Here is a 24,469-nt window from a genome sequence, read left to right on the forward strand (position 1 = left end):
GTAGGAGTCTGGGCCGTGTCTCAGTCCCAGTGTGGCCGGTCGCCCTCTCAGGCCGGCTACCCGTCGTCGCCTTGGTAGGCCACTACCCCACCAACAAGCTGATAGGCCGCGAGTCCATCCCTGACCGAAAAACTTTCCACATCCATCTCATGCGAGAAGACGTCATATCCGGTATTAGACCCAGTTTCCCAGGCTTATCCCAGAGTCAGGGGCAGGTTACTCACGTGTTACTCACCCGTTCGCCGCTCGAGTACCCCGAAGGGCCTTTCCGCTCGACTTGCATGTGTTAAGCACGCCGCCAGCGTTCGTCCTGAGCCAGGATCAAACTCTCCAAAAGATGTCTTCAGAGAATTTTCCCGGCTGACATAATGTCAACCAAAGGAATCCGTCATAAATGACGGGGTTTGTGCATCATGCACTGGCTTTTAGCACACTGTTGAGTTCTCAAGAAACGGACTTGCATTTAGTTCTTTTAAGCTTTTGTCTTGCTGTTGTGCCTTTATCTTTTCAGCAGTCCCGGTTAGTGTCAAATCCAGCGACTTGACTTCCGAGCTCGTACCGAAGAGAAATTCGGCCGCCCCAGTTTCAGAGCAACCCCTCTAACTTACCAGCGATCCGGGCGGAAGGCGAACCAGCCGCACGAACCTGAAGCTCAAGGGGATGAAGCAGCCCACGCCAGATCCGCCGTGAGGCGAGTGGGTGGGGTTTGCCGGACCAGGCCGACACGAGAAGACTAACAGTTCCGTCGACCACTCACGTCATAAACGGCTGCCGCAGCCTGACAACCAACCTGGTCACTCGCGCATCTAAGTAGCACCGGTTCGAGTGCGGTCGCATGACCTCGGTGAAGGCAAGCCGATGTCAAGCCGACCGCAATCCCGCCGGGATACGAAATGAGATGCGGAGGTCACCGGCGCCAACCCGGCGCCTGGACCCCCGCCGTGGAGGTGGCCATCATGACGCAGCGGTCGGAGTTCGATGACATCCGCGCCCACATCACGGCCGAGGCCGGGCACGCCGGCGATCTTCTCCGGATCGCCCGGGAGTTGCTCGACGACCTGGAGCAGGCACGCATGCGTGAAGCGTCCCTGCGCAACTACTACCTCGCCCTCTTGACGGCCAGTCGCGCGACCGTCGCCGCCAATGAGGCCGGCGACGCCGAGCCGCTGACCTTCCTCGAACACGAGCTGGCCAAGAACGGACAGTTGCCCGTGGGTGAGGAGGCCGCCCGGGTGCTGGCCGACGCCAAGACCGCCCAGGCTTTGGTGGCCGCGCTCGACCAGCCGGTCCGCGAGCCCCGCCGCATGGGCCCGGCGAGCAGCAGACTGCGCCGCTGTGTGAGCGTGCACCGCAGCCTGCCGCACTAACCACAGCCGTATATCTCGAAGCCACCGCGGCGATACGCGGAGGGCGACCGCACCGGGGCTGCCACCCCGCGGCCGCCCTCCGCCGATGGCCCGCACCCCACCCACACCCGGGGTACGGCCGGCCCGGTTCCGATCCCCATCGGAACCGGGCCAACCAAGCACCACTGAGGGGGAACAGCGGGGCCCGATTCCGGGGGGTCGGAGTCGGGCCCCACACCTGTGGCCGAGCGCCGCCTCTACCCGAGTGACGACTCAAATCGAGTGACTACTCGAACAAGCCGCAGTCGACCTCCCCCACATCTGACAGTCGCCGCCCCTCGCGACCACAGCAGCCGTCTGGATTTCGGCGCTCCCCCCGTTCGGGGCGAGTTTCCATCTCCGGCTTCCAATGGCCAGCCCGAACCCCGGCACGAGCTGTCCCCGGACGCCTCCGCCCGGCGTCAACGAGCTCGAAGGCGCAGCTGGCCCATCACGCGCGTAAGCGAAATGTCAGCGCTGACCCCCCGCTTCCGGCGTGTTCCCGAAGACGGGCGACTGATACGGGCCCCTGGGACCGGCCACACGCGACGACCTTGTCCCTGAGCGAGACTCAATGCGGCGAGACGACGTTCATGCTCCCAGTGGAAATCCAGCGGAGATCGAGCAGGGCCGAGCTGCCGCCGCCCAGGTGGCGTTCAGCGGTCTCCGCATCGCCATCCGCGGAGACGAGGCGACCTCATGCCCATGGACCAAGCCTTCGCCTCGCAATGCTTCGGCACGATGAGCGCCCAAGGCGCGAAGGTCCTTTGCCTCAGCCTGTGACTCGACCAGCCGCGCACCACCTGCACCAAGCGCCGTCGCTCCGGCCCATGCACGATGGTGCTCTCAGCCCAAGCACACAGTCTTGGGCCTGTGCACGAGGAGCGCCCCCGAGCCACACGTTGGCCCTTGCACTTCGCACGAAGCTCGTCGTGCCTGCGGGGTGCGGGCTCCATGTCCCGTGTCGGCCATTCCGGCGCCCCCGGCTCCTACACGGCATCCGAGTCGTCGGTGCTCCAACACCTTGCACGACGCGTCGGCGATCAGCTTCACGATGGGCACGGAGTTATGAGATTTCGGGGCATCCAGTCGACCGCGCATTCTGAGTCTCACGGTCTGGCCGCACGGCTTCCCGCCGGCAACATGAGCCGCCCCCCGCCGAATGAGCCCTACCCGCAGGATTCCGTCTCGAACAACCGGTCTCGCCCGCCTCGGCCTTCTCACAAAGGCCAACGCAACCAGTCCACACCATCAGAAAATCACGGCTATTTCCTGATTTGACCAGCCAGAACACCCGTAGAAATTCGACTAAGAGAATCCCGTAAGTGGTGTCGTACCGGAGAAAAACAAAGTGGCCCGGTTCCAGATCTGGAACCGAGCCACTTTCTTTGTAGCGGGGGCAGGATTTGAACCTACGACCTCTGGGTTATGAGCCCAGCGAGCTACCGAGCTGCTCCACCCCGCGTCGGTATGAGGGAACACTATCAGGAATGCCGAGGGACGCAAATCAAAAGGCCGGAGAGTGATCTCCGGCCTCATGTCCACAAAACAAAGTGGCCCGGTTCCAGAATCTGGAACCGGGCCACTTCACTTCAGTAGCGGGGACAGGATTTGAACCTGCGACCTCTGGGTTATGAGCCCAGCGAGCTACCGAGCTGCTCCACCCCGCGTCGGTGTGTGTCTAAAGACTATCCGGTGCGGGGTGGCACAGCAAATCGGAGCTCAGATCAGGGCGTTTGGGGTGGAGTCGGCGTCGGTGTCGGGGCCGCCGATCCGGACGCGGCCGGGGTCGTCGACGGGTTGGGTGACGGGGTCGCCGCCACGCCCTGGGCCTTGGCCAGGTCGTCGAGCGCTGCCTTCAGGGCGGCCTGGGCGGTGCCGTAGGCGTTCCAGTCGGGCGGGCTGGCCGACAGGGCCGCCTGGGCGTCGTCGTAGGCCTTCTGCGCCTTGTCGAGAGCCGTGGTGACCGAGGCCTGCTGGGCCGGGGTCTCGGGCTGCGCGGGCTGTTCCGGCTGCTCCGGTTGGTTCTGGTTCTCGGTCGGTTGCGCCGGGGCCTCGCCGAAGACCTGTGTCAGCGCGTCTTCGAGGTTGTCGCCGAAGCCGACCTTCTGGCCGTAGAGGACCAGGACCTTCTGGAGTGTCGGGAAGCGGCCGGAGGTCTCTTCCCTCGGTTGCACGTATACGGGCTCCACGTAGAGCAGACCGCCGCCGAACGGGAGGGTCAGGAGGTTGCCGTAGAGGACCTCCGTCGCGCCGCCGGTGCCTCTCAGGAGGTTGAGTTCCTGGGAGACCGTGGGGTTCGTCAGGAACGTGTTCTGCGCCTGTGGCGGGCCCTGGATCGTCGTGGTGCTGGGTAGCTGGAGGATCTGGAGCGTCGCGTTCTTGGAGTCGGCGGTGGCGTCGACGCCCATGAAGGCGGCCATGTTCTGCCGGCCGTTCGGGACGAACGTGGTCGTCAGCGAGAACTTCTCCTCGGTGGCGCCCGGCATCTTCATGGTCACGTAGTAGGGCGGCTGCTTGCTCTTCTTCGTCGCCGGGTCCTCGGGGACCTTCCAGAAGTCCTGGCCGCCGAAGAAGGCGTCGGCGTCGGTGACGTGGTATTGCGTGAGGATCTCGCGCTGGGCCTTGAACAGGTCGGCCGGGTAGCGCAGGTGGTCACGCAGCTGCGCCGAGATCTCCGACGCGGGCTTGATGATGGTGCCGAAGGCCTTCTGCCAGGTCTTCAGGACCGGGTCGGTGTCATCCCACGCGTAGAGGGTGACGGTGCCGTCGTAGGCGTCGACCGTGGCCTTCACCGAGTTGCGGATGTAGTTGATGTTGTCGCGCGGCACCTGCGGCACACCGGGCTGGAGCGAGGAGGTCACGTCGGTCGTGAGGGTCTCGAGGCTGCGCGGCTCGGCGTAGGGGTAGGCGTCGGAGGTGGTGTACGCGTCCACGATCCACTTGATGCGGCCGTCGACGATGGCCGGGTAGGGGTCGCGGTCGAGCGTGAGGAACGGGGCCACCGCCTGGATGCGCTCGATGGGCTTGCGGATGTACATGATCCGCGACTCGTCGTTGATGCTGGAGTTCAGCAGCAGGTTGGTCTCGCCGTACTTCAGGGCGTAGATGAACCGCGTGAACAGGCCGCCGATCGGCACGCCGCCACTGCCACCGTAGGTGTTGTTCTTCTGCCCGTTGGTGCCCTGCTCGGGGTAGTCGAGCTCGTCGGCGCGGGCGCCTTCGGGGGCTCCGACGATCGAGTATTCGGGCGAGTTCTCGCCGAAGTAGATCCGGGGCTCGTACTTGCCGAGCGTCTGGGTCGGCGGGATGTCCTTCTCGTTGAAGTTGGGCACGCCGCTGCCGTCGACCGCGTTGCCGGGGGCGGCGACGAAACCGAACCCGTGGGTGTAGACGAGGTGGTCGTTGATCCAGTTGCGCTGGTCGAGCGGGACGCCCATCTCTCGAACCGCCACGACCGTGTCCTGGGTCTTGCCCGTGGTCGGGTTCTTGTAGCGGTCGATGTCGAGCTGCTCGGGGAACTGGTAGTAGCCGCGGATCTGCTGCCGCTGCTGGTAGGTCGGGCTGAGCACGCTCGGGTCGAGCAGTCGCAGAGCCGGGATCTGCGATGACTCGGCCTGGAGCACCTCGGGCTTGGCCTCGGTAGCAGCGCCGTATTGGGTGACCTTCGAGGTGTCGACCCCGTAGGCGGCTCTGGTCGCCTTGATGTTGCGGTCGATGTATTCGCGCTCCTTGGCCTGCTGGTTCGGCCTGACCTGGAACTGCTCGACGAGCGCCGGGTAGACGCCGCCGATCAGGACCGCCGACAGGACGAGCAGGCCGAGGGCCACGCCGGGCAGCATGCCGCCGGGGCGGAACACGCCCGCGAAGAACAGCGCGGCACAGATCAGGGCGACGAACGCCAGGATGGTCTTGGCCGGGAGGACGGCGTTGACGTCGGTGAACGACGCGCCGAAGACCTTGCCCCGGTCGGAGAACACCAGGCCGTACGTGTCGAGCCAGTAGGCCAGCGCCTTCAGCAGCACGAACACGCCCAGCAGCACCGACAGGTGGACCCGCGCGCCTCGGGCGGCGTGGACGCCGCCGGGGGTCTGGATGCGGAACCCGCCGTAGAGGTAGTGGACCAGCGCCGCCGCGATCACGGACAGGACGACCGCGATGAACAGGAAGTTCAGCACCATCCGCAGGAACGGATAGGTGAACACGAAGAACGACAGGTCGATCCCAAACTCGGCGTCGACCTTGCCGAACGGCGTGGCGTTCTGGAACTGCAGCCACGTCTTCCACTGGCCCGACGTGGACGAGCCCGCGAACAGCGCGAGGATCGCCATGCCGATGAGGAAGATGACCTTCCGGTGCGGGTCGACGGCCAGCCGGTAGCGGTCGGCTCCCTGGGCATTGCCGAACATGCCGGGGCCGAACATGGGACGTACGCGGAAAGCCAGTGCCATGTTGCCGCCGACGATGCCGACCATCAGGGCGGCGCCTACGACGAACAGCAGTATCTGGGTGATCAGCATGGTCGAGAAGACCGAGCCGAAATCGACCGAGTCATACCAGAGATAGTCGGTATAGAACCCGGCGAAGATGTAAAGGACGATCACGATCGCGACGACCGCGATTCCCACTGGAATGAGCAGGCGGGGCCGGCGGGGCACGCGCATCGCCCGACCGGCTCCGGGGCTCCGGAAGCTCAACGCCAAACCCCTTTGGTCAAAAGCACAAACGGTCTGTGCCTGGCAACCTACACCGCGCCCGGCAGTGCTGCGCTTCCAGAAACCCCTCAGGAAAGTGTTCAGGAAGTGCAGGCGGGGACGGATCCCGATCCGGTGCGAATCGCGTCGATCGCTTTGATGGCGCCGTTGAGTGTGTCCACCTTGACCAGGCGCAATCCGTCGGGCACGGCCGCGGCGGCGGCGGGGCAGTTCGCCGAGGGCGTCAGGAAGACGGTCGCGCCGGCTTTGCGCGCGCCGACCATCTTCTGCTCGATGCCGCCGATGGCGCCGACGTTGCCGTCGCCGTCGATCGTGCCGGTGCCGGCGATGGCCTTGCCGCCGGTCAGCGGGCCGGGGGTGAGCTTGTCGTAGATGCCCAGGGAGAACATCAGGCCCGCGCTCGGGCCGCCGACGTCGCCGACGCTGATGTTGACGGTGAAGGGGAACTTGTACGACATCCCCATGCGGACGCCCACGATGGCCCGGCCGTCGCTGCCCTGCACGGTCTTGACCGTGATGTCCTGCTTGGCGCTCTTGCGGTCGATGCCGAAGGTGACGTCCTGGCCGGGGGTGTGCTTGCGGACGGCCGCCGCGACCGTGTCCATGTCGGTGGCCGGGGTGCCGTCGACGGCGGTGATCACGTCGCCGGGCTGGAGCTTGCCCTCGGCGGGGGTGCCCTTGTCGGTGCTGGCGACCTCGACCACGTTCTGATAGGTGATCTTGAGTTCGCGCAGGGCGGCGGCGGTGGAGGTCTCCTGGGAGGTCGCCATCTCGGCGGTGTTCTCCTCTTCGACCTCCTCCACGGTCTGCTCCCTGGGGAAGATCGTCTCCTCGGGGACGACGGCGATCGTGTCGTCGACCCAGCCGCGCAGCGCGGTCAGCAGGCCGATGCGATTGCCGGGGCCGCCCTGGTAGGCGACCGTCACCATGCTGAGCATGCCCGACGTCGGGAAGGTCTCGTGGCCGGCGACGGTGATCACCGGCTTGCCCTTCACGTCGCCGATCGTGTTCTCGGTCGGGCCGGGAGACAACACGACGTAGGGGACGGGGAGCAGGGCACCGCCCACCGCCAGCGCGAGTGTGAGGAAACCCGCCACGAGCAGGGTGAGGGCACGTCGGGACATGCCAGAACTCTAAAGGCTCCGCGATAAGGCGCGGCTAACAGGCGCCGACCCACTCGGCCGAACCGTCGGCGAAGCGCTGGTTCTTCCAGATGGGCACCTCGTGCTTGAGGTCGTCGATCAGCCGCCGGGACGCCGCGAACGCCTCGGCGCGGTGCGGACTCGCCACCGCGACGATCACCGCGATGTCGCCCAGCTCCAGGTCGCCGACCCGGTGGACGGCCGCCATGGCGGTCACCGGGAAGTCGGCGGCCACCTTCTCGGCGACCCTCCGCAACTCGCCTTCGGCGGACGGGTGGGCCGAGTAGGACAGCCCTGAGACGCCCTTGCCCCCGTCGAGGTCGCGGACGGTGCCGACGAACAGCGCGGTGCCCCCGGCCGCGTGGTCGCCGACGGCCGCGAACACCTCGTCGACGGAGAGGGGGGTGTCGCGAATGGCCAGCAGGCGGATGACGTCCACCGCAGCAGTCTAAATCTTCTTCTTCCGGCGGGCCGCGCGCACGATCGCCGCCGTGCCGATGACCGCGACGGTGGCGCCGGCGGCGGTGATGGTGGCGTCCTTGCTGCTCAGGCGGCGGCCGACGACGGCGTGTTTGCCCTCGCGGTAGGTCATCAGCTCGCGGAGAGCGGCCTCGTTCGTCCAGGTCGGCTTCCAGCCCGCCGCCCGCAGCGTCGCGCAGTCGACGACCCAGGGGTAGACGACGTAGTGGAGGTCGGTGGCGGGGGCCGGGGTGATGCCGAGGCGGTGGAGGCGCTGGGCCGTGGAGAAGGTCAGGCCCGCCGGGAGTTCGAAGCGGCGGACGCCGGAGACCTCCTCGACCTGCTCCATCTCCAGCCAGCCCTCGGAGCCGACCGCGACCACGCCGTTGACGTGGCCGAGCGCGGCCATCTCGAGGGCCGAGACGAGGTCGTCGATGTGGCAGAACTGCCAGCGGGGCAGGCAGCCCTTGACGACCAGCAGGCGCGGGGCCTCGAAGTGGCGGGTGACCACGGTGTCGACCTCGGGGCCGACCAGGGCGGCCGGGCGCAGCACCACGACCTCCAGGCCGGGGTGGGCCCGCAGCGAGCGGCGGACCAACGACTCGATCTCGAGGTGGTCGCCGACCACTCCGGTGTCGAGTTCGGCCGCCACGGGGGCGTCTTCCGGGAGCGGGACGGGGTTGTCGGCGTCGGCGCCGTAGACCATCGCGCTGGTGACCAGGACCACCCTGCGCACCCGGGCGGCGGCCGAGGCGGTGAGGACGGTCTGGGCCGCCCGCAGGTTGTAGGCCCGGCGTTCGGTGGCGTCGCCGTCGAGCGTGAAGTCGCCGGCCAGGTGGACGAGAACGTCGACGTCGGAGATCCGGTTCGCCAAGAGCGGATCGCGGATGTCAAGCACCCGCCAGGTCACGTCGGTGACGTCGCCGCGTTGCTCGTCGATCGCCACCACACGGCGGAAATCCGCAGACGAGGCGACTTTCGACAGGAACGCCCTGCCTACTCCCGACGCGGCGCCGGTGACGGCGACGACGGGCGGACGATGGCGTTTTGAGACTGGCACGCGGTCCTCACTTTGCGCTGACACGCCCCACGACGGATAACGTGGCGGTTGTGGACTCCTCCATCCTGCACGAGGTGGCGCGGTGACTGACCTGCCAGGTCGCGAAAACGATCCTAACGAGAACCCGTTCGCCATGTTCGGCAACCCCGAGCAGATGGCCCAGGCGATGCGCCAGTTCGCCGACATGCTCTCGGCTCCACCCGGCTCAGGCCCGGTGAACTGGGAGATGGCGAAGAACATCGCCCGCCATGCCGTGGTCGCCGACGGCGGTGATCCCAGTGTGATGGAAGGCGAGAAACGTCAGATCATCGACGCGCTGAACCTGGCCGACCTGTGGCTCAACGAGGCCACATCGTTGCCGAGCGGCGTGTCGAACCCGCAGGCCTGGAGCCGGTCGGAGTGGATCGAGAAGACGGCCCCGATCTGGGCGCAGCTGTGTGACCCGGTGGCCGCCAAGATGGTCGAGACCATGGGCGGCAGCCTCGGCGCCGCCGGTCTCCCCGCCGAGGCCCAGGCCATGGCGGGCCCGCTCATGGGGATGCTGAAGCAGATGGGCGGCATGATGGTCGGCCAGCAGATCGGCCAGGCCCTCGGCACCCTCGCCCGCGAGGTGATCGGCACCAGCGACATCGGCCTGCCGCTGTCCGAGTCCGCCGCGCTGCTGCCCGGCGGGATCGCCGCGTTCAGCCAGGGTCTCGAACTGCCCACCGATGAGATCCGGCTCTACCTGGCCCTTCGTGAAGCCGCTCATCACCGGCTGTTCCAGCACGTGCCGTGGCTGAAGTCCAACCTGCTCGGGGCGATCGAGGAATACGCCCGGGGCATCACCGTCGACGTGTCCGCCCTGCAGGAGAAGCTCCAGGGGCTCGACATCAACGACCCGTCGCGGCTTCAGGAGATCCTCTCGGGCGGCGACCTGCTCAAGCCCGCCGAGACCGAACGTCAGAAGGTCGCCCTGAACCGGCTGGAGACCACGCTCGCGCTGGTCGAGGGCTGGGTCGCCACGGTCGTCGACGCCGCCGCGGCGGGCAAGCTGCCGTCTTCGGGGGCGCTTGGCGAGACCGTCCGGCGTCGCCGGGCCTCCGGCGGGCCGGCCGAGCTCACCTTCTCCACGCTGGTCGGTCTGGAGCTGCGGCCCCGGCGGCTGCGCGAGGCGGCGGCGCTGTGGAGGGCGGTCGGCGACGCGCGCGGCATCGACGAGCGCGACGACCTGTGGGGTCACCCCGACCTCATGCCGACCCCGGCCGACCTCGACGACCCCCAGTCGTTCGTCACCGGCAAGGAAGACTTCGACCTCGGCCTGATGAAGCTCCTGGAAGAGACCGAAGACGGGCCGGACGCCGACAAGTGACCCTGCGTGACGAAGCCTCGGCGCTGCTCGCGGCCTGGACCGGCCCGACCCCGCGGGAAGAGGCGCTCCGCCACGAGTTCCTGCGCCATCTGGCCGAACACGAAGACGGGATGTGGCGGTCCTGCGTACCGGCGCATCTGACCGCCACGACGGCGGTGCTGTCCCACGACGGCGCGAAGGTGCTGCTCACGCACCATCCGAAGGCGAAGATGTGGCTCCCGATGGGGGGCCACTGCGAGCCCGGCGACCAGACGCTGCCCGACGCGGCGCTGCGTGAGGCGTTCGAGGAGTCGGGGATCGCCGGCCTGACCCTGCTTCCCGGGCCGCTGGCGCTCGACCGGCACGAGGTGTGGTGTCATCCGCCGCAGTGCTGGCACCTCGACGTGGAGTTCGGCGCGGTGGCGCCCGCCGGGGCCGAGATCGTGATCAGCGACGAGTCGCTCGCGCTCGACTGGTTCCCCGTCGACGAGATCCCGGAGCCCAGCGACATGGCCACCCGGCGGCTGGCGCGCAGGGCGCGCACCATGCTCGCGCACAACCTTCACAATTGACTTACACCTCCTCTGCACAGCGCTGGCTAGGGTTTTCGGCGTGGACACACAGGCGCAGGCAGAGGTCGAGGTCGGCGGGAAGATCCGCTCTCCTGAGCGGTCACCCGGACGCAAGCGGCGGGCCTTCGCCTGGCTGCTCGCCGCGATCAGCGTGGTCTGGGCCTTCTTCCGGCTGACCGGGATCGAGATCACCGGGTTCGGGACGCTGCTGTCGACCGGGACTCCCTACGCGCTTCTCGGCGCGGTCGTGGCGGTGCTGGTCGCGGTGCTGTGCCGGGCCCGCTGGGCCACCGTCGCGGCGCTGGTGTCCGTGGTCGGGCTGTCGGTCGTCGTGCTGCCTCGGGCGCTGCCCTCGGCGCAGCCCTCCGTCGACGGGCCCTCGCTCCGGGTGCTGTCGGTCAACATGCGCTTCGGGCGCGCCGACGTGGGGTCTCTGATGGCTCTCGTACGATCTGCGCGCCCCGATGTGATCTCGGTGCAGGAGCTGAGCCCTCGGGCGGTCGAGGGGCTGGCCGCGGCGGGGCTGGGGGCGCTGATGCCGTACGACCATCTGGAACCCCACTTCAGTGCTGCGGGGTCGGGGATCTACTCGCGGTTCCCGGTCACCGCGCTGGCTCCGTTCGCTCCGGGGGACGGGCACCAGATGCCGTACGCGAAGGTCGAGGTTCCCGGCGGGCCGCCGGTCGAGCTGATCGACGTGCACACGGTGGCGCCGCTCGGGCGTGACCAGGGGCTGTGGCGGGAGGGGCTGCGGTCGCTGCCCCGGCCGGCGGAGGGCACGATCCGGATCCTGGCCGGGGACTACAACGCGACGTTCGACCACGCGGAGTTCCGCGCGCTGGTCGGGCAGGGGTGGGTCGACGCCGCCGACGCCACCGGGAAGGGCCTGATCACGACCTGGCCCGCCGAGCGGCGGCTGCCGCCGATCATCACCATCGACCACGTGCTGGTGGACCCTCGCGTGGCGATCGACCACGTCAGCATCCACGACGTGGCCGGAACCGACCACCGGGCGTTCTTCACGGTGCTCCGGCTGCCGGCCTCGGTCTAGCCCTTGCGCGGCTGGTTGAAGCGCAGCAGGTTGCCCGACGGGTCGCGGAAGGCGCAGTCGCGGACGCCGTAGAACTGGTCGATCGGCTCCTGGAGGACCTCGGCGCCCGACGCGGCGATCTTCTCGAAGGTGGCGTCGCAGTCGTCGGTGGAGAAGATCAGGCCGCGCAGCAGGCCCTTGGCCAGCAGCTCCGACATGGTCTCCTTGTCCTCAGCCGAGGCGCCCGGGTCGGCCAGCGGCGGTTCGAGCACGATCTCCACGTCGGGCTGCGACGGGGGGCCGACGGTGACCCATCGCATGCCCTCGTAGGAGACGTCGTTGCGGACTTCCAGACCGAGCACGTCGCGGTAGAAGGCGAGCGCGGTGTCGTGGTCGTCGACGGCGATGAAGCACGTGCGAAGTTTGATGTCCATGCGTCTCACGCTACGGCGCGGCCGGTGACTTGGCTTCTCCGTTCCTGACCGGTCGGGTGTAGATCTTCGCGATGCAGGGAGGGATGGCGGCGGCCTCGTCGTGGGAGCGGGCGCGGTAGGCGCTGGGGCTCTCCCCGACCAGCTCGGTGAAGCGGGTGCTGAAGGAGCCGAGCGACGTACAGCCGACCGCGAAGCAGACCTCGGTGACCGACAGCACGCCGGCGCGCAGCAGCGCCTTGGCGCGTTCGATCCGGCGGGTCATGAGATGGCTGTACGGGGTCTCCCCGAAGGCCGCCCGGAAGCTGCGGGAGAAGTGACCGGGCGACATGAGGGCGGCGTGGGCCAGGGCGGGGACATCGAGGGGGCTGGCGTAGTCGCGGTCCATCATGTCGCGGACCTTGCGCAGGCGGACGAGGTCGTCGCGGTTCATGCGATCACCAGGGCACGGGTGGAGTCCCAGCCTTCCAGGCCAGGGTCGAGGCGGGCGAGGTCGGCGGGGGTGCGGAGGCGGTGCCAGCCCGGCCCGGTGGCGATCTTGCGGGGGCCGGGGGCCTGGGCGCGCAGGGCCTTGACGATCTCGGGGTGGTCGACGTCGAGGGTCGCCCACTCGGGGAACGGCAGGTGCGCGGCGACCGCGACGGCTCCCCCGGCGTCGGCCGGGCAGACGGCGATGTCGGCGCGGCCGAGTTCGCGGAAGAGCTTGCCGATCAGCAGCGGCGGCAGGTCGGGGGCGTCGGCGCAGACCACGACCGCCTGGTCGGCCGGCGGCAGGGCGGAGAAGGCCTGGCCGGCGGAGTCGAGGGAGATCACCGGCGTGCCCGGCCAGGCGATCTCCTCCAGACCTGTGACTCCAACCGCTAGGATCACTGGGGTCACCAGGTCGAGTCCGGCGACCATCTCGTAGGTGTCCTCGGCCACCGCACGCAGGAACGCGTCACGGTCGACGCCAGGGGGCGCCGCGTCGCCGGTCGACGGGGTCACCAGCACGGCCACCAGCCGGTCGGTCAACACTCCTCCGGGGTGCCGCTCGCGGCCATGGAGAAACCCTCCAGGAAACCGCGTGCGCGTTCGGCCTTGGGGTAACGTTCGACCAGCGCCCAGAACCGGGGGCCGTGACTCGGCACCAGAAGGTGCACCAGCTCATGCATGATCACGTAGTCTACGACCCACGCGGGCATACCCCGCAGTCTCACCGACAGCCGGATCGTGCCATGATCTGGAGTGCATGACCCCCATCGGTGGAGCTGGTTCTCGACCCAGCGGACACTCGATGGCGCGGCCCTGCCATCGAGGTATCGGGCCGACAGTTCCCGCGCGCGATCGAGCAGGTCGTCGTCGCTGGGTCTTTTACGCTGCTCCTTCGCCGCCAGGCGTTCGAGCATGCGACGTACCCACTGCTCCTCGTCGGTCGTGCTCAGACCGGCAGGCAGCAGCACGATGGTTTTGTCTCCATCGCGGTACGCGGAAACGGTTCGCCGCCGACGTGGGCTCCGACGAACCTCGACTGTCTCGGGGGGCACATATGCACGGTACTCGACACGCGCGGAATTCCACAGGGGGTCACGGACGTTCCCGCTGGTCAATCAACGTTTCCCCCATGTTAAGCCGACACACTGGCCTCAGTGGTCATCCACAGGAGAGCTGGTGAGAGTGCCGGTAAAGGCCGGTGCGCTCCAGTTTCCCCGTTGGTACGGCAACGGACGGATATGACCACGTGCCGAAAAGCAAAACCTTTCTCCGTTACGGCTCCGCCCGGCCGGCACCGCCCACCGCTCTCGGTGCGCCCCGCAACCGGCGCCAACCGGCCGCGCCCGCCCCGGATCGATACGCCGGGAAGGTTATCCACAGGCGGCGGGAAAGCGCCTCGGCGGAAGCACCGGGTGTGACAGTTTCCCCGCCATGACACAACTCCTGGGTATGGCCAGCCGGCCGAGAGTGAAGCCCGCCGTCGGGGTCGCGGCGCGTGACGAGGAGACACTCCAGTTCGGGCTGCATCCCGCACGGGCGGTGCTGCTGACCGGGCTCGACGAGCGGGGGCGGCGCTTCGTGAGAGCCCTCGACGGCACCAGGACTCTGGCGCAGGCCATCGCCGAGTCCCGCATCGACGAGACGATCGCCACGCGGATCATCGATCTGCTCGCCGGCCGGGGCCTGCTCGACGACGTCTCGGGGCCCGCGCCGCTGACCTCCCTCAGCCGGGAGGAGCGCGACCGGTTCAGGCCCGACCTGGAGGCGCTGTCGCTCCCTCCCACGGTCTACGAGCTGACCGAGTCCGCCTCCGGCCAGAAGTCCCTCCCCCCGGCCCTGGACGGCGGACTGAAGGCCTTTACGGCCAGACAAGGGTCTTATGTCCGGATTTATGGTGCCGGGCGGGTAGGAGCCCGTGTGGCCGCGCTGCTGGCCGCGGCGGGGGTCGGGCGGATCTGTGTGCTCGATCCCGAGTGCGCGCGGCCGGAGGACGTCGTCCCGGGCGGCCTCGGCTGGGAACACGTGGGCAAGCCTCGCGAGGAGGGCGCGGTCGCGGTGGCCTCCTCGGTCGCGCCGAGTGTCACCGCATGGGAGGGGCGGGCCGCCGCCGGGCTCATGGACGGCGCCGCCACCCCCGACATGGTCGTGCTGGCGCCGATCGGCGCGGCCGATCCGTTGCTGGCCCACGACCTCACCACGCTGGGCGTCCCGCACCTGCTCGCGACCTGCGCCGAGGGATGCGGTTCCGTGGGGCCGCTGGTGGTGCCGGGGCAGTCGCCGTGCCTGGGATGCGTCGAGTTGACCCGGCGAGACCGGGATCCTGGCTGGCCCACGGTCCGGGCCGCCATCCGGGGGCAGACGGGTTGTGACACCATCACGTCGGGTTTGGTCGCCGGTCAGGCGGCCGGGCAGGTGCTCGCATTCCTCGACGGACGCGGTGTCGACGCGGTCGGCACGGCGGAAATCCTGCCGGATTTACAGTGGCGGCGCAGGGTCTGGCCGCGTCATCCTCGATGCCGTTGTAGTCGAAACGACCAGGCTGGGCTAACAATGGTCGCGTGAGTGACCTTCCGCGCAACGCCGTGACGCGCTCGGCGAAGCTGGCGGCCCTGCCCCTGGGGTTCGCTGGGCGCACTGCTCTCGGCCTGGGGAAACGGATCGGCGGGAAGCCCGCGGAAATCGTCGCCCAGGAGATCCAGGAGCGTACTGCGGCGCAGATTTTCAAGATTCTCGGTGAGCTCAAAGGCGGGGCGATGAAGCTCGGCCAGGCGTTGTCGATCTTCGAGGCGGCCCTGCCGACCGAGATCGCCGGGCCATATCGGGCCACCCTGACCAAACTTCAGGACGCCGCGCCCCCGCTCCCCGCCGCGACCGTGCACCGGGTGCTGGCCGAGGAACTGGGGGCCGACTGGCGGGAGAACTTCCTGTCGTTCGACGACCGGCCGGCCGCGGCCGCGTCGATCGGGCAGGTCCACCGTGCGGTCTGGCACGACGGCCGCGAGGTCGCCGTGAAGATCCAGTATCCCGGGGCGGGCAAGGCGCTGATCTCCGACTTCAACCAGCTCTCGCGGCTGGGGAAGATGTTCGGGGCGCTGCTGCCGGGGCTCGACATCAAGGCGGTGCTGGCCGAACTGAAAGACCGGATCGTCGAGGAACTCGACTACTTCCTGGAGGCCGAGGCGCAACACGCGTTCGCGGTCGCCTACAAGGACGACCCCGACTTCCGGGTCCCCGATGTGATCGCGGCCAACGAACACGTCCTGGTGACCGAGTGGATCGACGGCACCCCCCTGTCGAAGGTGATCACCGACGGCAGCCCCGAAGACCGCGACCGGGCCGGCCTGCTGCTGACCCGGTTCCTGTTCAGCTCCCCCGCCCGGGTGGGGATGCTGCACGCCGACCCGCACCCCGGGAACTTCCGCATGCTGCCCGACGGCCGGCTCGGCGTGCTCGACTTCGGCGCGGTCAACCGCATGCCCGAGGGCTACCCGCCGCTGTTCGGGCGGCTGGTGCGCCTGTTCAACCAGGGCGACATGGACACGGTCGTCGACGGCCTGCGCGAGGAGGGCTTCATCCGCCCGCACATCGAGGTCGACGTCGACTCCCTGCGCGCGTTCCTGGCGCCCTACGTGGAACCGACCCAGGTCGAGGAGTTCACCTTCAGCCGAGGGTGGCTCCAGGCCCAGGCCGCCAGCGCGACCGATCTGCGCTCGACGAACGTGGTCCGTCAGCTCAACCTGCCCGCTAACTACGTGCTGATCCACCGGGTCCACGCGGCGGGCGTGGGCGTCCTGTGCCAGCTCGGCACCACGGCCCGCTTCCGCGACGAGGTCCTCAACTGGGTCCCCGGCTTCGCCGACGGGATGATGGAGTAGTTGGCGAGGACGCCGGCCAGAGTGCCGTCCTCGACCTTGAGTGCGTCCATCGTGCCGATCTCGAAGCGCATGTCGGGATAGCTGCTGCAGGCCTGGGCGATCATCTCCGGCGACAGGTCGACGCCGAAGGCGGGCAGGCCCAAGGAGGACAGGTGGGCGGTGACGTGGCCGGGGCCGCAGCCCACGTCGGCCACCAGGCCGCCGCCCCGGGTCTGCAGCGTTTCGGCGAAGACCGTGATCATCGCGTGGCTGAGCGGGGTGGAGCGGTAACGCTCGGGGAGTCCACGGCGTAATTGGCGGCGACGGCGTCGTACGCCTCGCGGGTGGCGGCGAGAAGGTCCGGCTCTGTCATGAGCCGTCATGCTAAAGGCCATTCGGTGAATCGGGCAGCAGAAAGGCCCAGGTGTGTAGTGGTACACCTGGGCCTTTTTCTACAGGTGGCTGTTAGAGCCTCGACAAAGCAGCCTGGAGAGCGGCGGTGGCGCGGGCGGCCCTTTTACGGGCTTTGTTCGCGCTGGCCACGCGGCTCGCGAGGCTGTGCTCCGCGGCTTCCCGCTGGAGCCCCCGTATTCGCTCATCTACCAGTTCCTGGAACAGATGTGGCGCGGAGGTCGTATGGAAGGTCATTGGAGTTCTCTTTTCTTTGGCTGTTCGTCGGTTGTGCTGTCGGATTGTTGTCAGACCGGGAGCGGAGTCTTGCGCGGACGGCCACGGGGCCGCTTACGCGGGACGACAGTGCCTCGCAAGATCAGCTCGCCGCCCCAGACACCCCAGGGCTCCTCACGCTCGAGGGCCCGGGTCAGGCAGGTCTCCCTGATGGGGCAGCCGCCGCAGAGCGCCTTGGCGAACTCGACGTCTTCGGGAGACTCGGCGAACCAGAGGTCAGGGTCGGTACGACAGGGGATCTCGGCTTCGATCAGGTCCATGACCGGGGCCGCCATCTGCGTCACCTCTTTGTGAATCGTGTTGGTCGTTGTCCTCTGCAGTGGGGGGATTCGGGGCCGGAGAAACAAGAAGGCCGCGGATCCGGTGTGGGGATCCGCGGCCTGGAGGCTGATTGACCGGTCAGGTTATGACTGGTCGACTCCAGGCAGGACGCGGACGCCCCACTCCACCGTTACTGGCGGTGTGGACGGTCTGCTCAGTACGCATGCGCCGGACTAGCTGGTTCGGCGCGAAGGCGCCGTAGGCGCCGTCGGTGCCATCGACGCGCAGTTTGGCCTGAGGGCCATACGAGGCGGCATCGGTGGCAGGGCGTGCGGCGGTGAGCCACGGCGTGGCGATCAAGACGGTGATGTTCAGCACTGGGCTCACCTCCTGGTGACTTTCTCGGGGGGCCGGACAGTAGTGTCCGACTCGCATGTGCATGACCCTAAACGGCAAGCGGCCGGGTGGGCAACATATTTTCGACCTGCGATTTCATGGAAATTTTCCAGGTTCAGCCAACCCGGATCAAGCACTCCTGAACGACCGACACGGCCAGCTCGCCGGAGGCGGTGAACATCTGGCCCTGGGCGAGGCCCCGGGCGCCCCCGGACCAGGGGGATTCCTGGGCGTACAGGATCCAGTCGTCGGCGCGGATCGGGCGGTGGAACCACATGGCGTGGTCGAGTGAGGCGCCGGAGATGTTCGACGGGCCCCAGGCCAGGCCGTGGGCCAACAACACTGTGTCGACGAGGGTGTAGTCGCTGGCGTAGGCCGCCAGCACCACGTGGAGCAGGGGGTCGTCGGGGAGGTCGGCGTCGTAGCGGAACCAGACCTGGTTCTCCGGGCCGATCAGGCTCGGGTCGCGGTTGGCCTCCCACGTCAGCGGGGTGACGTAGCGGGCGTCGAGCGGGCGGGGGCGCGACAGCCAGGCCGACCACTGGGGGTCGTCGCCGAGGAGCTTGCGCAGCCGCTCGTGCAGCGGGGCCAGGGTCTCGGGGGCCGGCACCTGGGGCATGACCGCCGCCTGGTGGTGGACGCCCTCCTCCTCTATGTGGAAGGAGGCCGACATCGTGAAGATGACTTTGCCGTGCTGGACGGCGACGACGCGGCGGGTGCTGAATGAGCGGCCGTCGCGGACCCGGTCGACCGTGTAGACGATCGGGACGGCCGGGTCGCCCGGACGGATGAAGTAGGCGTGCAGCGAGTGGACCTGGCGCTCACGGCCGACCGTGCGAGCCGCCGCCATGAGGGCCTGGGCGGCGACCTGGCCGCCGAAGACCCGCTGGAAGCTCTCCTCGGGGCTGCGGCCACGGAAGATGTCGAGTTCGATCTGCTCCAGATCGAGCAGGTCGAGCAACTCCTTGAGGGCGGAGTTCACGAGGCCTCCAGGCGGCGTCGGACGAGGGAGAGTACGGCATGACCGTATCGCTCCAGTTTGACGCGGCCGATCCCGGCTATCGCCAGGAGGGCCTCCTCGGTCGCGGGGGCGCGTTCGGCGATGGCCTGGAGGGTGACGTCGGTGAAGACGACGTAGCTCGGCACCTTGGCCTCTTTGGCCGCCTCGGCGCGCCACGCCTTCAGTTCCTCCAGCAGCGCCTCGTCGTATTCGGCGGGGCAGGTCGCGCAGCGGCCGAGCTTCTGCTCGGGGCCGGTGGCCAGGGTGCGGGCGCAGACCCGGCAGGTCGCGGGGGCGGCGACGGGCCTGCGGGCGGGCTGGGGCGAGAACGGCGGCGGCGCGGCGGTCGGGGTGCCGGAGAGGGTTTCCACGAAGCGCGACGGGCGGCGGGATCGGCGGCCGCCCGGTGAGCGGGCCAGCGCCCAGGAGAGGTTGAGGTGGACGCGGGCTCTGGTGATCCCCACATAGAGAAGGCGGCGCTCCTCCTCTATCTGGTCGGGCGTCTCGGCGTACACGATCGGGAGCATGCCCTCGGTGAGGCCGATCAGGAAGACGGCGTCCCATTCGAGGCCCTTGGCGGCGTGGAGCGAGGCCAGGGTGACGCCCTCGACCGGCGGGGCGTGCTGTTCTGCGGCGCGGCGTTCCAGGTCGGCGACGAACGCGGGCAGGTCGCCGCCCTTGGCGGCCACGTCTTCGGCGAGTTCCGCGATGGCGTTGAGGGACTCCCACTTCGCGCGGGCGGTGCCGCCGCTCGGGCGCTCGGGAGTCAGGCCGATGCCGGCCAGGATCGTGTGGACGGTCGGCGCCAGCGGCTCCTCGTCGTTGGCCGAGCGGGCCGCGCCGCGCAGCAGGACGACGGCCTGGCGGACCTCGGGGCGTTCGAAGAAGCGCTCGGCTCCCCGCAGCAGGTAGGGGACGCCCGCCTGGGTGAAGGCCTGTTCGTAGGCCTCCGACTGGGCGTTCACCCGGAACAGGACGGCGATCTCCCTGGCCGGGACGCCGTCGGCCATGAGCTTCTTGACGCGCAGCGCCACGCCCAGCGCTTCTGCGGCCTCGTCGTCGTATTCGGTGAAGACCGGCTCGGGGCCAGGCTCGCGCTGGGCGACCAGTTCGAGGCGGTGGGCGCTGCGGGCCATCACCCGGTTGGCGAGCGTGACGACCTCGGGGGTGGAGCGGTAGTCGCGGACGAGTTTGATCACCGCCGCGCCGGGGTGTTCGACGCCGAAGCTCGTCAGGAAGTGGGGGCTGGCGCCGGTGAAGCTGTAGATCGTCTGGTTGGGGTCGCCGACCACGCAGACGTCGTCGCGGCCGCCCAGCCAGGTGTCGAGCAGGAGCTTCTGGAGCGGGTTGACGTCTTGGTATTCGTCGACCACGAAGTAGCGGTATTGCGAGCGGATCTGGTTGGCGACCTCGCGGTGCTCGGTCATCACGGCCGCCGTGAGTTCGAGGATGGTCTCGAAGTCGACCAGGTGGCGGGCGCGGCGGAGCTTCTCGTACTGGTCGAAGACGCGGGCGAGCTCCTCGGCCGGGATCGGCGGGCTGCGGCGGGCCTTCAGCGCGGCGGCCGGGTAGTCGTCGGGGGCGTGCTGGGTGACCTTGGCCCACTCGATCTCGCTGGCGACGTCGCGCAGTTCGGCGCGGTCGGGGTTGCGGCGCAGCATGCGGGCCGCCTCGATCAGCAGCGGCAGCTTCGACTCGACCACCTGGGGCGGGTCGCCGCCGATGACGCGCGGCCAGAAGTAGGTGAGCTGGCGCAGCGCGGCGGCGTGGAAGGTGCGCGCCTGGACGCCGGGCGCGCCGAGCTCGCGCAGCCGGTGGCGGAGCTCTCCGGCGGCGCGGGTGGTGAACGTCACAGCGAGCACGCTGTTGGCTTCGGCGATACCCGTTTGCACCGCGTGGGCGATTCTGTGGGTGATCGCCCGCGTCTTGCCGGTACCTGCCCCGGCCAGCACGCACACCGGGCCGCGAAGCGTCTCGGCCACCGCGCGCTGTTCGGGGTCGAGGCCCGAAAGGACGTCCAAATGGGGCTCCCAACGTGCGCGACAGGGTGATCTGCTGGCATCATCCTTGCAGCACCCGACCAAGACCGTTTCAACAGCCGGGCTGCCCAAGGTAAAGAGGGAGCGTTCCCGGCGGACACGACGGGGCGCGCGCGGGGAGGTTTCAGACCGTTGAAGAAAGCGGCCGTCGCCGGTGCGCTCGCAGTCGCCGCCGTCGTCCTCAGCGCTCCGGTGCACGCTCACGCGAAAACCGTCAGCCCGCAGCCGACCGCGACGGTCTCGCCGACTCCGGTGCCGTCTCCGTCTCCGAGCACGTCGTCCACGCCGCCTCCGGTGCAGGAGCGCAAGACGACCGTCCGCTACGGCAGGCACGTCAAGCAGCGGATGGACGTCTATTGGCGCGACAACGACCAGCTCGTCCGCCCCGTGGTGTTCATGATCCACGGTGGCTGGTGGTCGGGCGGTGACAAGGCCTACATGAAGGCCATCACCCGCAGCTACTACGAGCTCGGCTACGTCGTCGTCAACGTCAACTACCGTCTGTCCGGCGACGCGCGGTGGCCGGCGCAGCGTGACGACGCGCTTGAGGCGATCGAGACCACCCGCCGCATGGCGGGCGAGTTCGGCCTCGACCCGAACCGCTACGCCGTGATCGGCTTCTCGGCCGGCGGCCACATCGCCGCCTCCATCGGCACCTACGGCCACGGCCAGCCCGGGTTACGCGCCGTCGTCGGCGTCTCACCGGTGATCTCCCCGCTGACCGCCTATTCCGACGGCGGTGCCGACGCCACCCACGAGCAGCGCAAGCTCCGTCAGGCGGCCGTCGCGCTGGCCGGGGGCTGTGGCCCCAACCAGTGTCCCCGGATCTGGTCGAGCATGGAGGTGCCGTTCCACGCCTCCTACGGCGACGCGCCGATGCTCAGCGTCCACTCCTCCAGGGAGTTCGTCCCGCCCTACCAGAGCGAACTGCTCCGCGAGTCGCTGGCCAACTACGGCGTGAACATGACGGTCCGGAAATACCCGGGGACCTTCCACAGTTCGCCGCTGTTCCGGGAGCCGGGCGTGGCCGAGACCATTCAGACGTGGGTCATCGGACATCTGGCGTACTAGATGGGAAGATGAGCGTCATCCGTTGTGTTGGCAATGACTGCCGACTGAAAGGGACGAAAATGGCGCTCACGGTATACACCACCACGTGGTGTGGCCCATGCAAGCGGCTCAAGAGCCAGCTCACCCGCGAGGGAATCGCCTACCAGGAGGTCGACGTCGAGGCCGATCCCCAGGCGGCGTCGTTCGTGGAGAGTGTCAACAAGGGCAACCGAGTCGTCCCGACGGTCGTGTTCCCCGACGGCACCGCGGCGACCAACCCTTCAGTGATCGAGGTCAAGCGCCGCCTGGCGACCATGGGTCAGTCGATATAGTTGCAGGTGAGCGGTGGTGGGGCCCACCGCCCGCCTGATTTCGGGGCGAAGAACCGCAGACGGCTGCCAACGGTCCCTACCCGCAGATGACCGCTGCCGGTAGGAGGACCTGATGCGTGATGTGCCGTGGCCGACGTTCGGTGTGATCTCGGCCGGTGGGGTCGCGGGTTCTCTGCTCCGGTACGGACTGGGGGTGCTCTTCCCGAGCGCCCCCGGCTTCCCGTGGACGACCCTCGCGATCAACGTCACCGGATGCCTGCTGATCGGCGTCCTGATGGTGGCCATCACCGAGATCCGGGCCGCTCCTGCCTGGGTACGTCCCCTTTTGGGGGTGGGCGTACTGGGCGGTTTCACCACGTTCTCCACGTACATCGTGGACATCGGCCTGCTGCTCGACGGTGACGCGCCCCGGGCCGCCCTGATCTACCTGGTGACCACTCCGCTGCTGGCACTGGCCGCCGTATGGATTGGGTCGGCGGCCACCCGGGCGGCGGGCCGGCGGTTGGGGAGGCGGACATGACACCGGCGCTGCGGCTGACCATCTTCGTCGGCGAGACCGACACCAGCCACCACAAGCCGCTCTACCACGAGATCGTGCACCGGGCCCATGCCGCCGGGCTGGCCGGGGCGAGCGTCTTCCGGGGCATCGAGGGCTACGGCGCCTCCAACCACATCCACACGACCCGCATCCTGTCGCTGTCGGAGGACCTGCCGGTGGCGATCGTCATCGTCGACGAGCCCGCCCGCATCCGGGCCTTCCTGCCGCAGCTCGACGGGCTGATCGGCGAGGGCCTGGTCATGGTGGACGAGGTCGAGGTCCACCGGTACGGAGGCAAGCCCCTGTGACCGGCCTCCTGCCCGCCCTGCTGGTGGCGGCCGGGGCGGCCGTCGGAGCTCCCCTGCGCTACCTGACCGACCGCCTGATCCAGTCGCGCCACGACAGCGTCTTCCCGTGGGGGACGTTCGGGGTCAACCTGGCCGGGTCGGCGCTGCTCGGCTTCCTCGTCGCCCTGCCCGCCGACGGCGCGGTGATGGCGCTGGCGGGAGTGGGCTTCTGCGGAGCCCTCACGACGTATTCAACGTTCAGCTACGAGACCCTGCGGCTCGTCCAGGATGGAGCCCGCTTGGCGGCGGCGGCCAACGTGGCGGCGAGCATCGCGGGCGGCCTGGGGGCTGGCGTGTGCGGGATGCTCCTTGCCCGTGCCATAGCCGGGTGAGCCGATGGGCCTCAGGAACGCTGCTCGGCTCCGTCAGCCCGTCCATATACCGAAATTTCGGGCGGTGGTTAGCGGCCCCAGGAGCCTTCGTCGTCGATCGCTGATCCGTACCAGGTTTCGATGAGTCTGCGGGCGATCGAGACCGGGGGCGGGAGGCGGAGGTCGCCGGTGGCCATGGCGGTGCGCATCTCCTCGCGGGTGTACCAGCGGGCCTCGGCGATCTCCTTCGGGTCGAGGGTCAGTTCGCTGTCGAGGGCGCGGGCGAAGAAGCCCAGCATCAGGCTCCTGGGGAAGGGCCACGGCTGGCTGCCCAGGTAGCGGGGGTCGGCGACTCGTACACCGACCTCTTCGAAGACCTCCCGCGCCAGGGCCGCCTCCAGGGACTCGCCCGGCTCGACGAAGCCGGCCAGGACGGACATGCGGCCTTCGGGCCACTGCGGGCCCCGGGCCAGGAGGATGCGGTCGTCGGGGTCGCGGATCATCATGATCACGGCGGGGTCGACGCGGGGGAAGTGCTGGCTGCCGTCATTGGGACAGACGCGGACGTGGCCGCCCTGGGTCACCGTCGTCTCCGTGCCGCACTGGGGGCAGAAGCGGTGGGTGGCGTGCCACGACTCCAGGGCCACGGCGTAGACGAACAGGCCCGCGTCGCGGTCGCCCAGCAGGGAGCCCGACTCGCGCAGGCCGGCGGAGTCGGCGTCGTCGGGCAGCTCGGCCGAGACCGAGAAGTAGGCCACGCCGTCGTCGACGCCGAGCAGGTGGCGCCGGCCCTCGGGGGCCCGGTCGGGGGCGAACAGGACGAGTTCGGCCTCGTCGCCACTACGCTTGATCAGTGTCCGGCCCTCACTGATGACCATGACCCGGGTGGACGGATCACCCCACGCCCGGTCGAGCCAGGCAGGGTCGTGCCGGAGCTGGGCGGATCGGTCGACGGTGCTACGGCTGAGCAGCAGGGGCCCCAGGAGTCCCTCGGTGATGTCCACAGGGATATCCTTGCGTATTGCCGCACGCGGCCGACTGTTCCCCACTACAGTTCTA

At 68.8% G+C, this 24,469-nt stretch carries 24 protein-coding genes, 2 tRNA genes, 1 rRNA gene and 1 pseudogene; 11 read left to right on the forward strand and 17 right to left on the reverse strand.

Annotated features, from left to right (window positions below):
• Positions 1 to 337, reverse strand: a 16S ribosomal RNA gene (locus AW272_RS27775); the annotation flags it as partial.
• 619 nt (positions 338 to 956) lie between these two features.
• Here AW272_RS27775 and AW272_RS27780 point away from each other — a divergent pair.
• Entirely contained in the window at positions 957 to 1,367 is a 411-nt protein-coding gene (locus AW272_RS27780; RefSeq protein ID WP_066371906.1) for a hypothetical protein, read from the forward strand.
• Positions 1,368 to 2,776: 1,409 nt separating this feature from the next.
• Here AW272_RS27780 and AW272_RS27785 read toward each other — a convergent pair.
• The 6 genes from AW272_RS27785 to AW272_RS27810 form a co-directional block, all read right to left on the reverse strand.
• Positions 2,777 to 2,850: transfer RNA gene (locus AW272_RS27785), tRNA-Met, on the reverse strand.
• A 131-nt stretch (positions 2,851 to 2,981) separates the two neighbouring features.
• Positions 2,982 to 3,055, reverse strand: a tRNA-Met gene (locus tag AW272_RS27790).
• A gap of 57 nt (positions 3,056 to 3,112) precedes the next feature.
• Positions 3,113 to 6,013 carry a UPF0182 family membrane protein gene (locus AW272_RS27795; RefSeq protein WP_369408784.1) on the reverse strand — a complete coding sequence of 967 codons (2,901 nt, stop codon included), beginning with the start codon at positions 6,011 to 6,013 and terminating at the stop codon, positions 3,113 to 3,115.
• A gap of 167 nt (positions 6,014 to 6,180) precedes the next feature.
• Positions 6,181 to 7,224, reverse strand: coding sequence for a YlbL family protein (locus AW272_RS27800; RefSeq protein ID WP_066371188.1), 1,044 nt, complete (start codon positions 7,222 to 7,224; stop codon positions 6,181 to 6,183).
• Positions 7,225 to 7,258: 34 nt separating this feature from the next.
• Positions 7,259 to 7,681: a molybdenum cofactor biosynthesis protein MoaE gene (locus AW272_RS27805; protein ID WP_066371190.1), complete on the reverse strand. Its 423-nt coding sequence runs from the start codon at positions 7,679 to 7,681 to the stop codon at positions 7,259 to 7,261.
• A gap of 9 nt (positions 7,682 to 7,690) precedes the next feature.
• Complete coding sequence (locus AW272_RS27810; RefSeq protein ID WP_245657750.1) at positions 7,691 to 8,761, reverse strand: NAD-dependent epimerase/dehydratase family protein; 1,071 nt, start codon at positions 8,759 to 8,761, stop codon at positions 7,691 to 7,693.
• Between the two features lie 82 nt (positions 8,762 to 8,843).
• Here AW272_RS27810 and AW272_RS27815 point away from each other — a divergent pair, with 82 nt between their 5' ends.
• Genes AW272_RS27815 through AW272_RS27825 form a run of 3 tightly spaced genes read left to right on the forward strand, consistent with a single transcriptional unit; the run spans position 8,844 to position 11,714 of the window.
• A complete protein-coding gene (locus AW272_RS27815) occupies positions 8,844 to 10,112 on the forward strand; it encodes a zinc-dependent metalloprotease (RefSeq protein WP_066371192.1) in 1,269 nt (422 codons plus the stop codon).
• A complete protein-coding gene (locus AW272_RS27820; protein ID WP_066371196.1) occupies positions 10,109 to 10,663 on the forward strand; it encodes an NUDIX hydrolase in 555 nt (184 codons plus the stop codon). Before AW272_RS27815 ends, AW272_RS27820 begins: the two co-directional genes overlap by 4 nt.
• Positions 10,664 to 10,703: 40 nt before the next feature.
• Positions 10,704 to 11,714, forward strand: a complete 1,011-nt coding sequence (locus AW272_RS27825) for an endonuclease/exonuclease/phosphatase family protein (protein WP_083958742.1) — start codon at positions 10,704 to 10,706, stop codon at positions 11,712 to 11,714.
• Here the strand turns inward: AW272_RS27825 and AW272_RS27830 are convergent.
• The 4 genes from AW272_RS27830 to AW272_RS27845 are packed head-to-tail and all read right to left on the reverse strand — an operon-like array spanning position 11,711 to position 13,647.
• On the reverse strand, positions 11,711 to 12,127 hold the full coding sequence (locus AW272_RS27830; RefSeq protein WP_061299764.1) for a VOC family protein: 417 nt from the start codon (positions 12,125 to 12,127) through the stop codon (positions 11,711 to 11,713). The genes AW272_RS27825 and AW272_RS27830 overlap by 4 nt on opposite strands.
• A gap of 10 nt (positions 12,128 to 12,137) precedes the next feature.
• A complete protein-coding gene (locus tag AW272_RS27835) occupies positions 12,138 to 12,557 on the reverse strand; it encodes a helix-turn-helix transcriptional regulator (RefSeq protein ID WP_066371198.1) in 420 nt (139 codons plus the stop codon).
• Positions 12,554 to 13,138, reverse strand: coding sequence for a hypothetical protein (locus AW272_RS27840; protein ID WP_083958743.1), 585 nt, complete (start codon positions 13,136 to 13,138; stop codon positions 12,554 to 12,556). The genes AW272_RS27835 and AW272_RS27840 overlap by 4 nt, the downstream gene beginning before the upstream one ends.
• On the reverse strand, positions 13,132 to 13,647 hold the full coding sequence (locus AW272_RS27845; protein WP_066371206.1) for a M48 metallopeptidase family protein: 516 nt from the start codon (positions 13,645 to 13,647) through the stop codon (positions 13,132 to 13,134). The genes AW272_RS27840 and AW272_RS27845 overlap by 7 nt, the downstream gene beginning before the upstream one ends.
• A gap of 379 nt (positions 13,648 to 14,026) precedes the next feature.
• Between AW272_RS27845 and AW272_RS27850 the strand changes: the two genes are divergently transcribed.
• Both AW272_RS27850 and AW272_RS27855 read left to right on the forward strand, forming a co-directional pair.
• Positions 14,027 to 15,157: a ThiF family adenylyltransferase gene (locus tag AW272_RS27850; protein WP_245657751.1), complete on the forward strand. Its 1,131-nt coding sequence runs from the start codon at positions 14,027 to 14,029 to the stop codon at positions 15,155 to 15,157.
• Positions 15,154 to 16,470 (forward strand): ABC1 kinase family protein, encoded by a 1,317-nt coding sequence (locus AW272_RS27855; RefSeq protein WP_066371208.1) that lies wholly within the window; start codon positions 15,154 to 15,156, stop codon positions 16,468 to 16,470. The genes AW272_RS27850 and AW272_RS27855 overlap by 4 nt, the downstream gene beginning before the upstream one ends.
• A 50-nt stretch (positions 16,471 to 16,520) precedes the next feature.
• Here the strand turns inward: AW272_RS27855 and AW272_RS46120 are convergent.
• The 5 genes and pseudogenes from AW272_RS46120 to AW272_RS27875 form a co-directional block, all read right to left on the reverse strand.
• A pseudogene (locus AW272_RS46120) lies at positions 16,521 to 16,844 on the reverse strand (class I SAM-dependent methyltransferase); the annotation flags it as partial.
• 303 nt (positions 16,845 to 17,147) lie between these two features.
• On the reverse strand, positions 17,148 to 17,411 hold the full coding sequence (locus AW272_RS27865; protein ID WP_066371212.1) for a WhiB family transcriptional regulator: 264 nt from the start codon (positions 17,409 to 17,411) through the stop codon (positions 17,148 to 17,150).
• 124 nt (positions 17,412 to 17,535) lie between these two features.
• Complete coding sequence (locus tag AW272_RS42545; RefSeq protein WP_157518830.1) at positions 17,536 to 17,775, reverse strand: hypothetical protein; 240 nt, start codon at positions 17,773 to 17,775, stop codon at positions 17,536 to 17,538.
• Positions 17,776 to 17,908: 133 nt separating this feature from the next.
• On the reverse strand, positions 17,909 to 18,775 hold the full coding sequence (locus tag AW272_RS42550) for an acyl-CoA thioesterase (protein WP_066371218.1): 867 nt from the start codon (positions 18,773 to 18,775) through the stop codon (positions 17,909 to 17,911).
• The gene (locus AW272_RS27875; protein ID WP_066371220.1) at positions 18,772 to 20,814 is read right to left on the reverse strand and encodes an ATP-dependent DNA helicase UvrD2; all 2,043 of its coding nucleotides are present in this window, start codon (positions 20,812 to 20,814) and stop codon (positions 18,772 to 18,774) included. The genes AW272_RS42550 and AW272_RS27875 overlap by 4 nt, the downstream gene beginning before the upstream one ends.
• A 150-nt stretch (positions 20,815 to 20,964) precedes the next feature.
• Here AW272_RS27875 and AW272_RS27880 point away from each other — a divergent pair, with 150 nt between their 5' ends.
• The 5 genes from AW272_RS27880 (at position 20,965) to AW272_RS27900 (ending at position 23,431) form a co-directional block, all read left to right on the forward strand.
• Complete coding sequence (locus AW272_RS27880; protein WP_066371221.1) at positions 20,965 to 21,903, forward strand: alpha/beta hydrolase; 939 nt, start codon at positions 20,965 to 20,967, stop codon at positions 21,901 to 21,903.
• A 59-nt stretch (positions 21,904 to 21,962) separates the two neighbouring features.
• The gene (locus tag AW272_RS27885; protein WP_066371224.1) at positions 21,963 to 22,214 is read left to right on the forward strand and encodes a mycoredoxin; all 252 of its coding nucleotides are present in this window, start codon (positions 21,963 to 21,965) and stop codon (positions 22,212 to 22,214) included.
• A 112-nt stretch (positions 22,215 to 22,326) separates the two neighbouring features.
• Positions 22,327 to 22,734 carry a fluoride efflux transporter FluC gene (locus tag AW272_RS27890; RefSeq protein WP_066371231.1) on the forward strand — a complete coding sequence of 136 codons (408 nt, stop codon included), beginning with the start codon at positions 22,327 to 22,329 and terminating at the stop codon, positions 22,732 to 22,734.
• Entirely contained in the window at positions 22,731 to 23,060 is a 330-nt protein-coding gene (locus AW272_RS27895; protein WP_066371234.1) for a DUF190 domain-containing protein, read from the forward strand. The genes AW272_RS27890 and AW272_RS27895 overlap by 4 nt, the downstream gene beginning before the upstream one ends.
• An 8-nt stretch (positions 23,061 to 23,068) precedes the next feature.
• On the forward strand, positions 23,069 to 23,431 hold the full coding sequence (locus tag AW272_RS27900) for a fluoride efflux transporter FluC (RefSeq protein WP_066371913.1): 363 nt from the start codon (positions 23,069 to 23,071) through the stop codon (positions 23,429 to 23,431).
• Between the two features lie 68 nt (positions 23,432 to 23,499).
• Here AW272_RS27900 and nudC read toward each other — a convergent pair whose 3' ends face one another.
• Positions 23,500 to 24,420: an NAD(+) diphosphatase gene (gene nudC, locus AW272_RS27905; protein WP_439649165.1), complete on the reverse strand. Its 921-nt coding sequence runs from the start codon at positions 24,418 to 24,420 to the stop codon at positions 23,500 to 23,502.
• Positions 24,421 to 24,469 lie beyond the last annotated feature (49 nt).

The sequence above is a fragment of the Herbidospora mongoliensis genome (genome assembly GCF_001570545.1).
Classification (GTDB): Bacteria; Actinomycetota; Actinomycetes; order Streptosporangiales; family Streptosporangiaceae; genus Herbidospora; species Herbidospora mongoliensis.

What these genes read in the sequence shown, in the direction of transcription:
- AW272_RS27780 (WP_066371906.1), top strand. Translation starts at nt 957, where the DNA reads ATGACGCAGCGGTCGGAGTTCGATGACATCCGCGCCCACATCACGGCC.
- AW272_RS27800 (WP_066371188.1), bottom strand. Translation starts at nt 7,224, where the DNA reads ATGTCCCGACGTGCCCTCACCCTGCTCGTGGCGGGTTTCCTCACACTC.
- AW272_RS27830 (WP_061299764.1), bottom strand. Translation starts at nt 12,127, where the DNA reads ATGGACATCAAACTTCGCACGTGCTTCATCGCCGTCGACGACCACGAC.
- AW272_RS27835 (WP_066371198.1), bottom strand. Translation starts at nt 12,557, where the DNA reads ATGAACCGCGACGACCTCGTCCGCCTGCGCAAGGTCCGCGACATGATG.
- AW272_RS27850 (WP_245657751.1), top strand. Translation starts at nt 14,027, where the DNA reads ATGACACAACTCCTGGGTATGGCCAGCCGGCCGAGAGTGAAGCCCGCC.
- AW272_RS27865 (WP_066371212.1), bottom strand. Translation starts at nt 17,411, where the DNA reads ATGGCGGCCCCGGTCATGGACCTGATCGAAGCCGAGATCCCCTGTCGT.
- AW272_RS27885 (WP_066371224.1), top strand. Translation starts at nt 21,963, where the DNA reads ATGGCGCTCACGGTATACACCACCACGTGGTGTGGCCCATGCAAGCGG.
- AW272_RS27890 (WP_066371231.1), top strand. Translation starts at nt 22,327, where the DNA reads ATGCGTGATGTGCCGTGGCCGACGTTCGGTGTGATCTCGGCCGGTGGG.
- AW272_RS27895 (WP_066371234.1), top strand. Translation starts at nt 22,731, where the DNA reads ATGACACCGGCGCTGCGGCTGACCATCTTCGTCGGCGAGACCGACACC.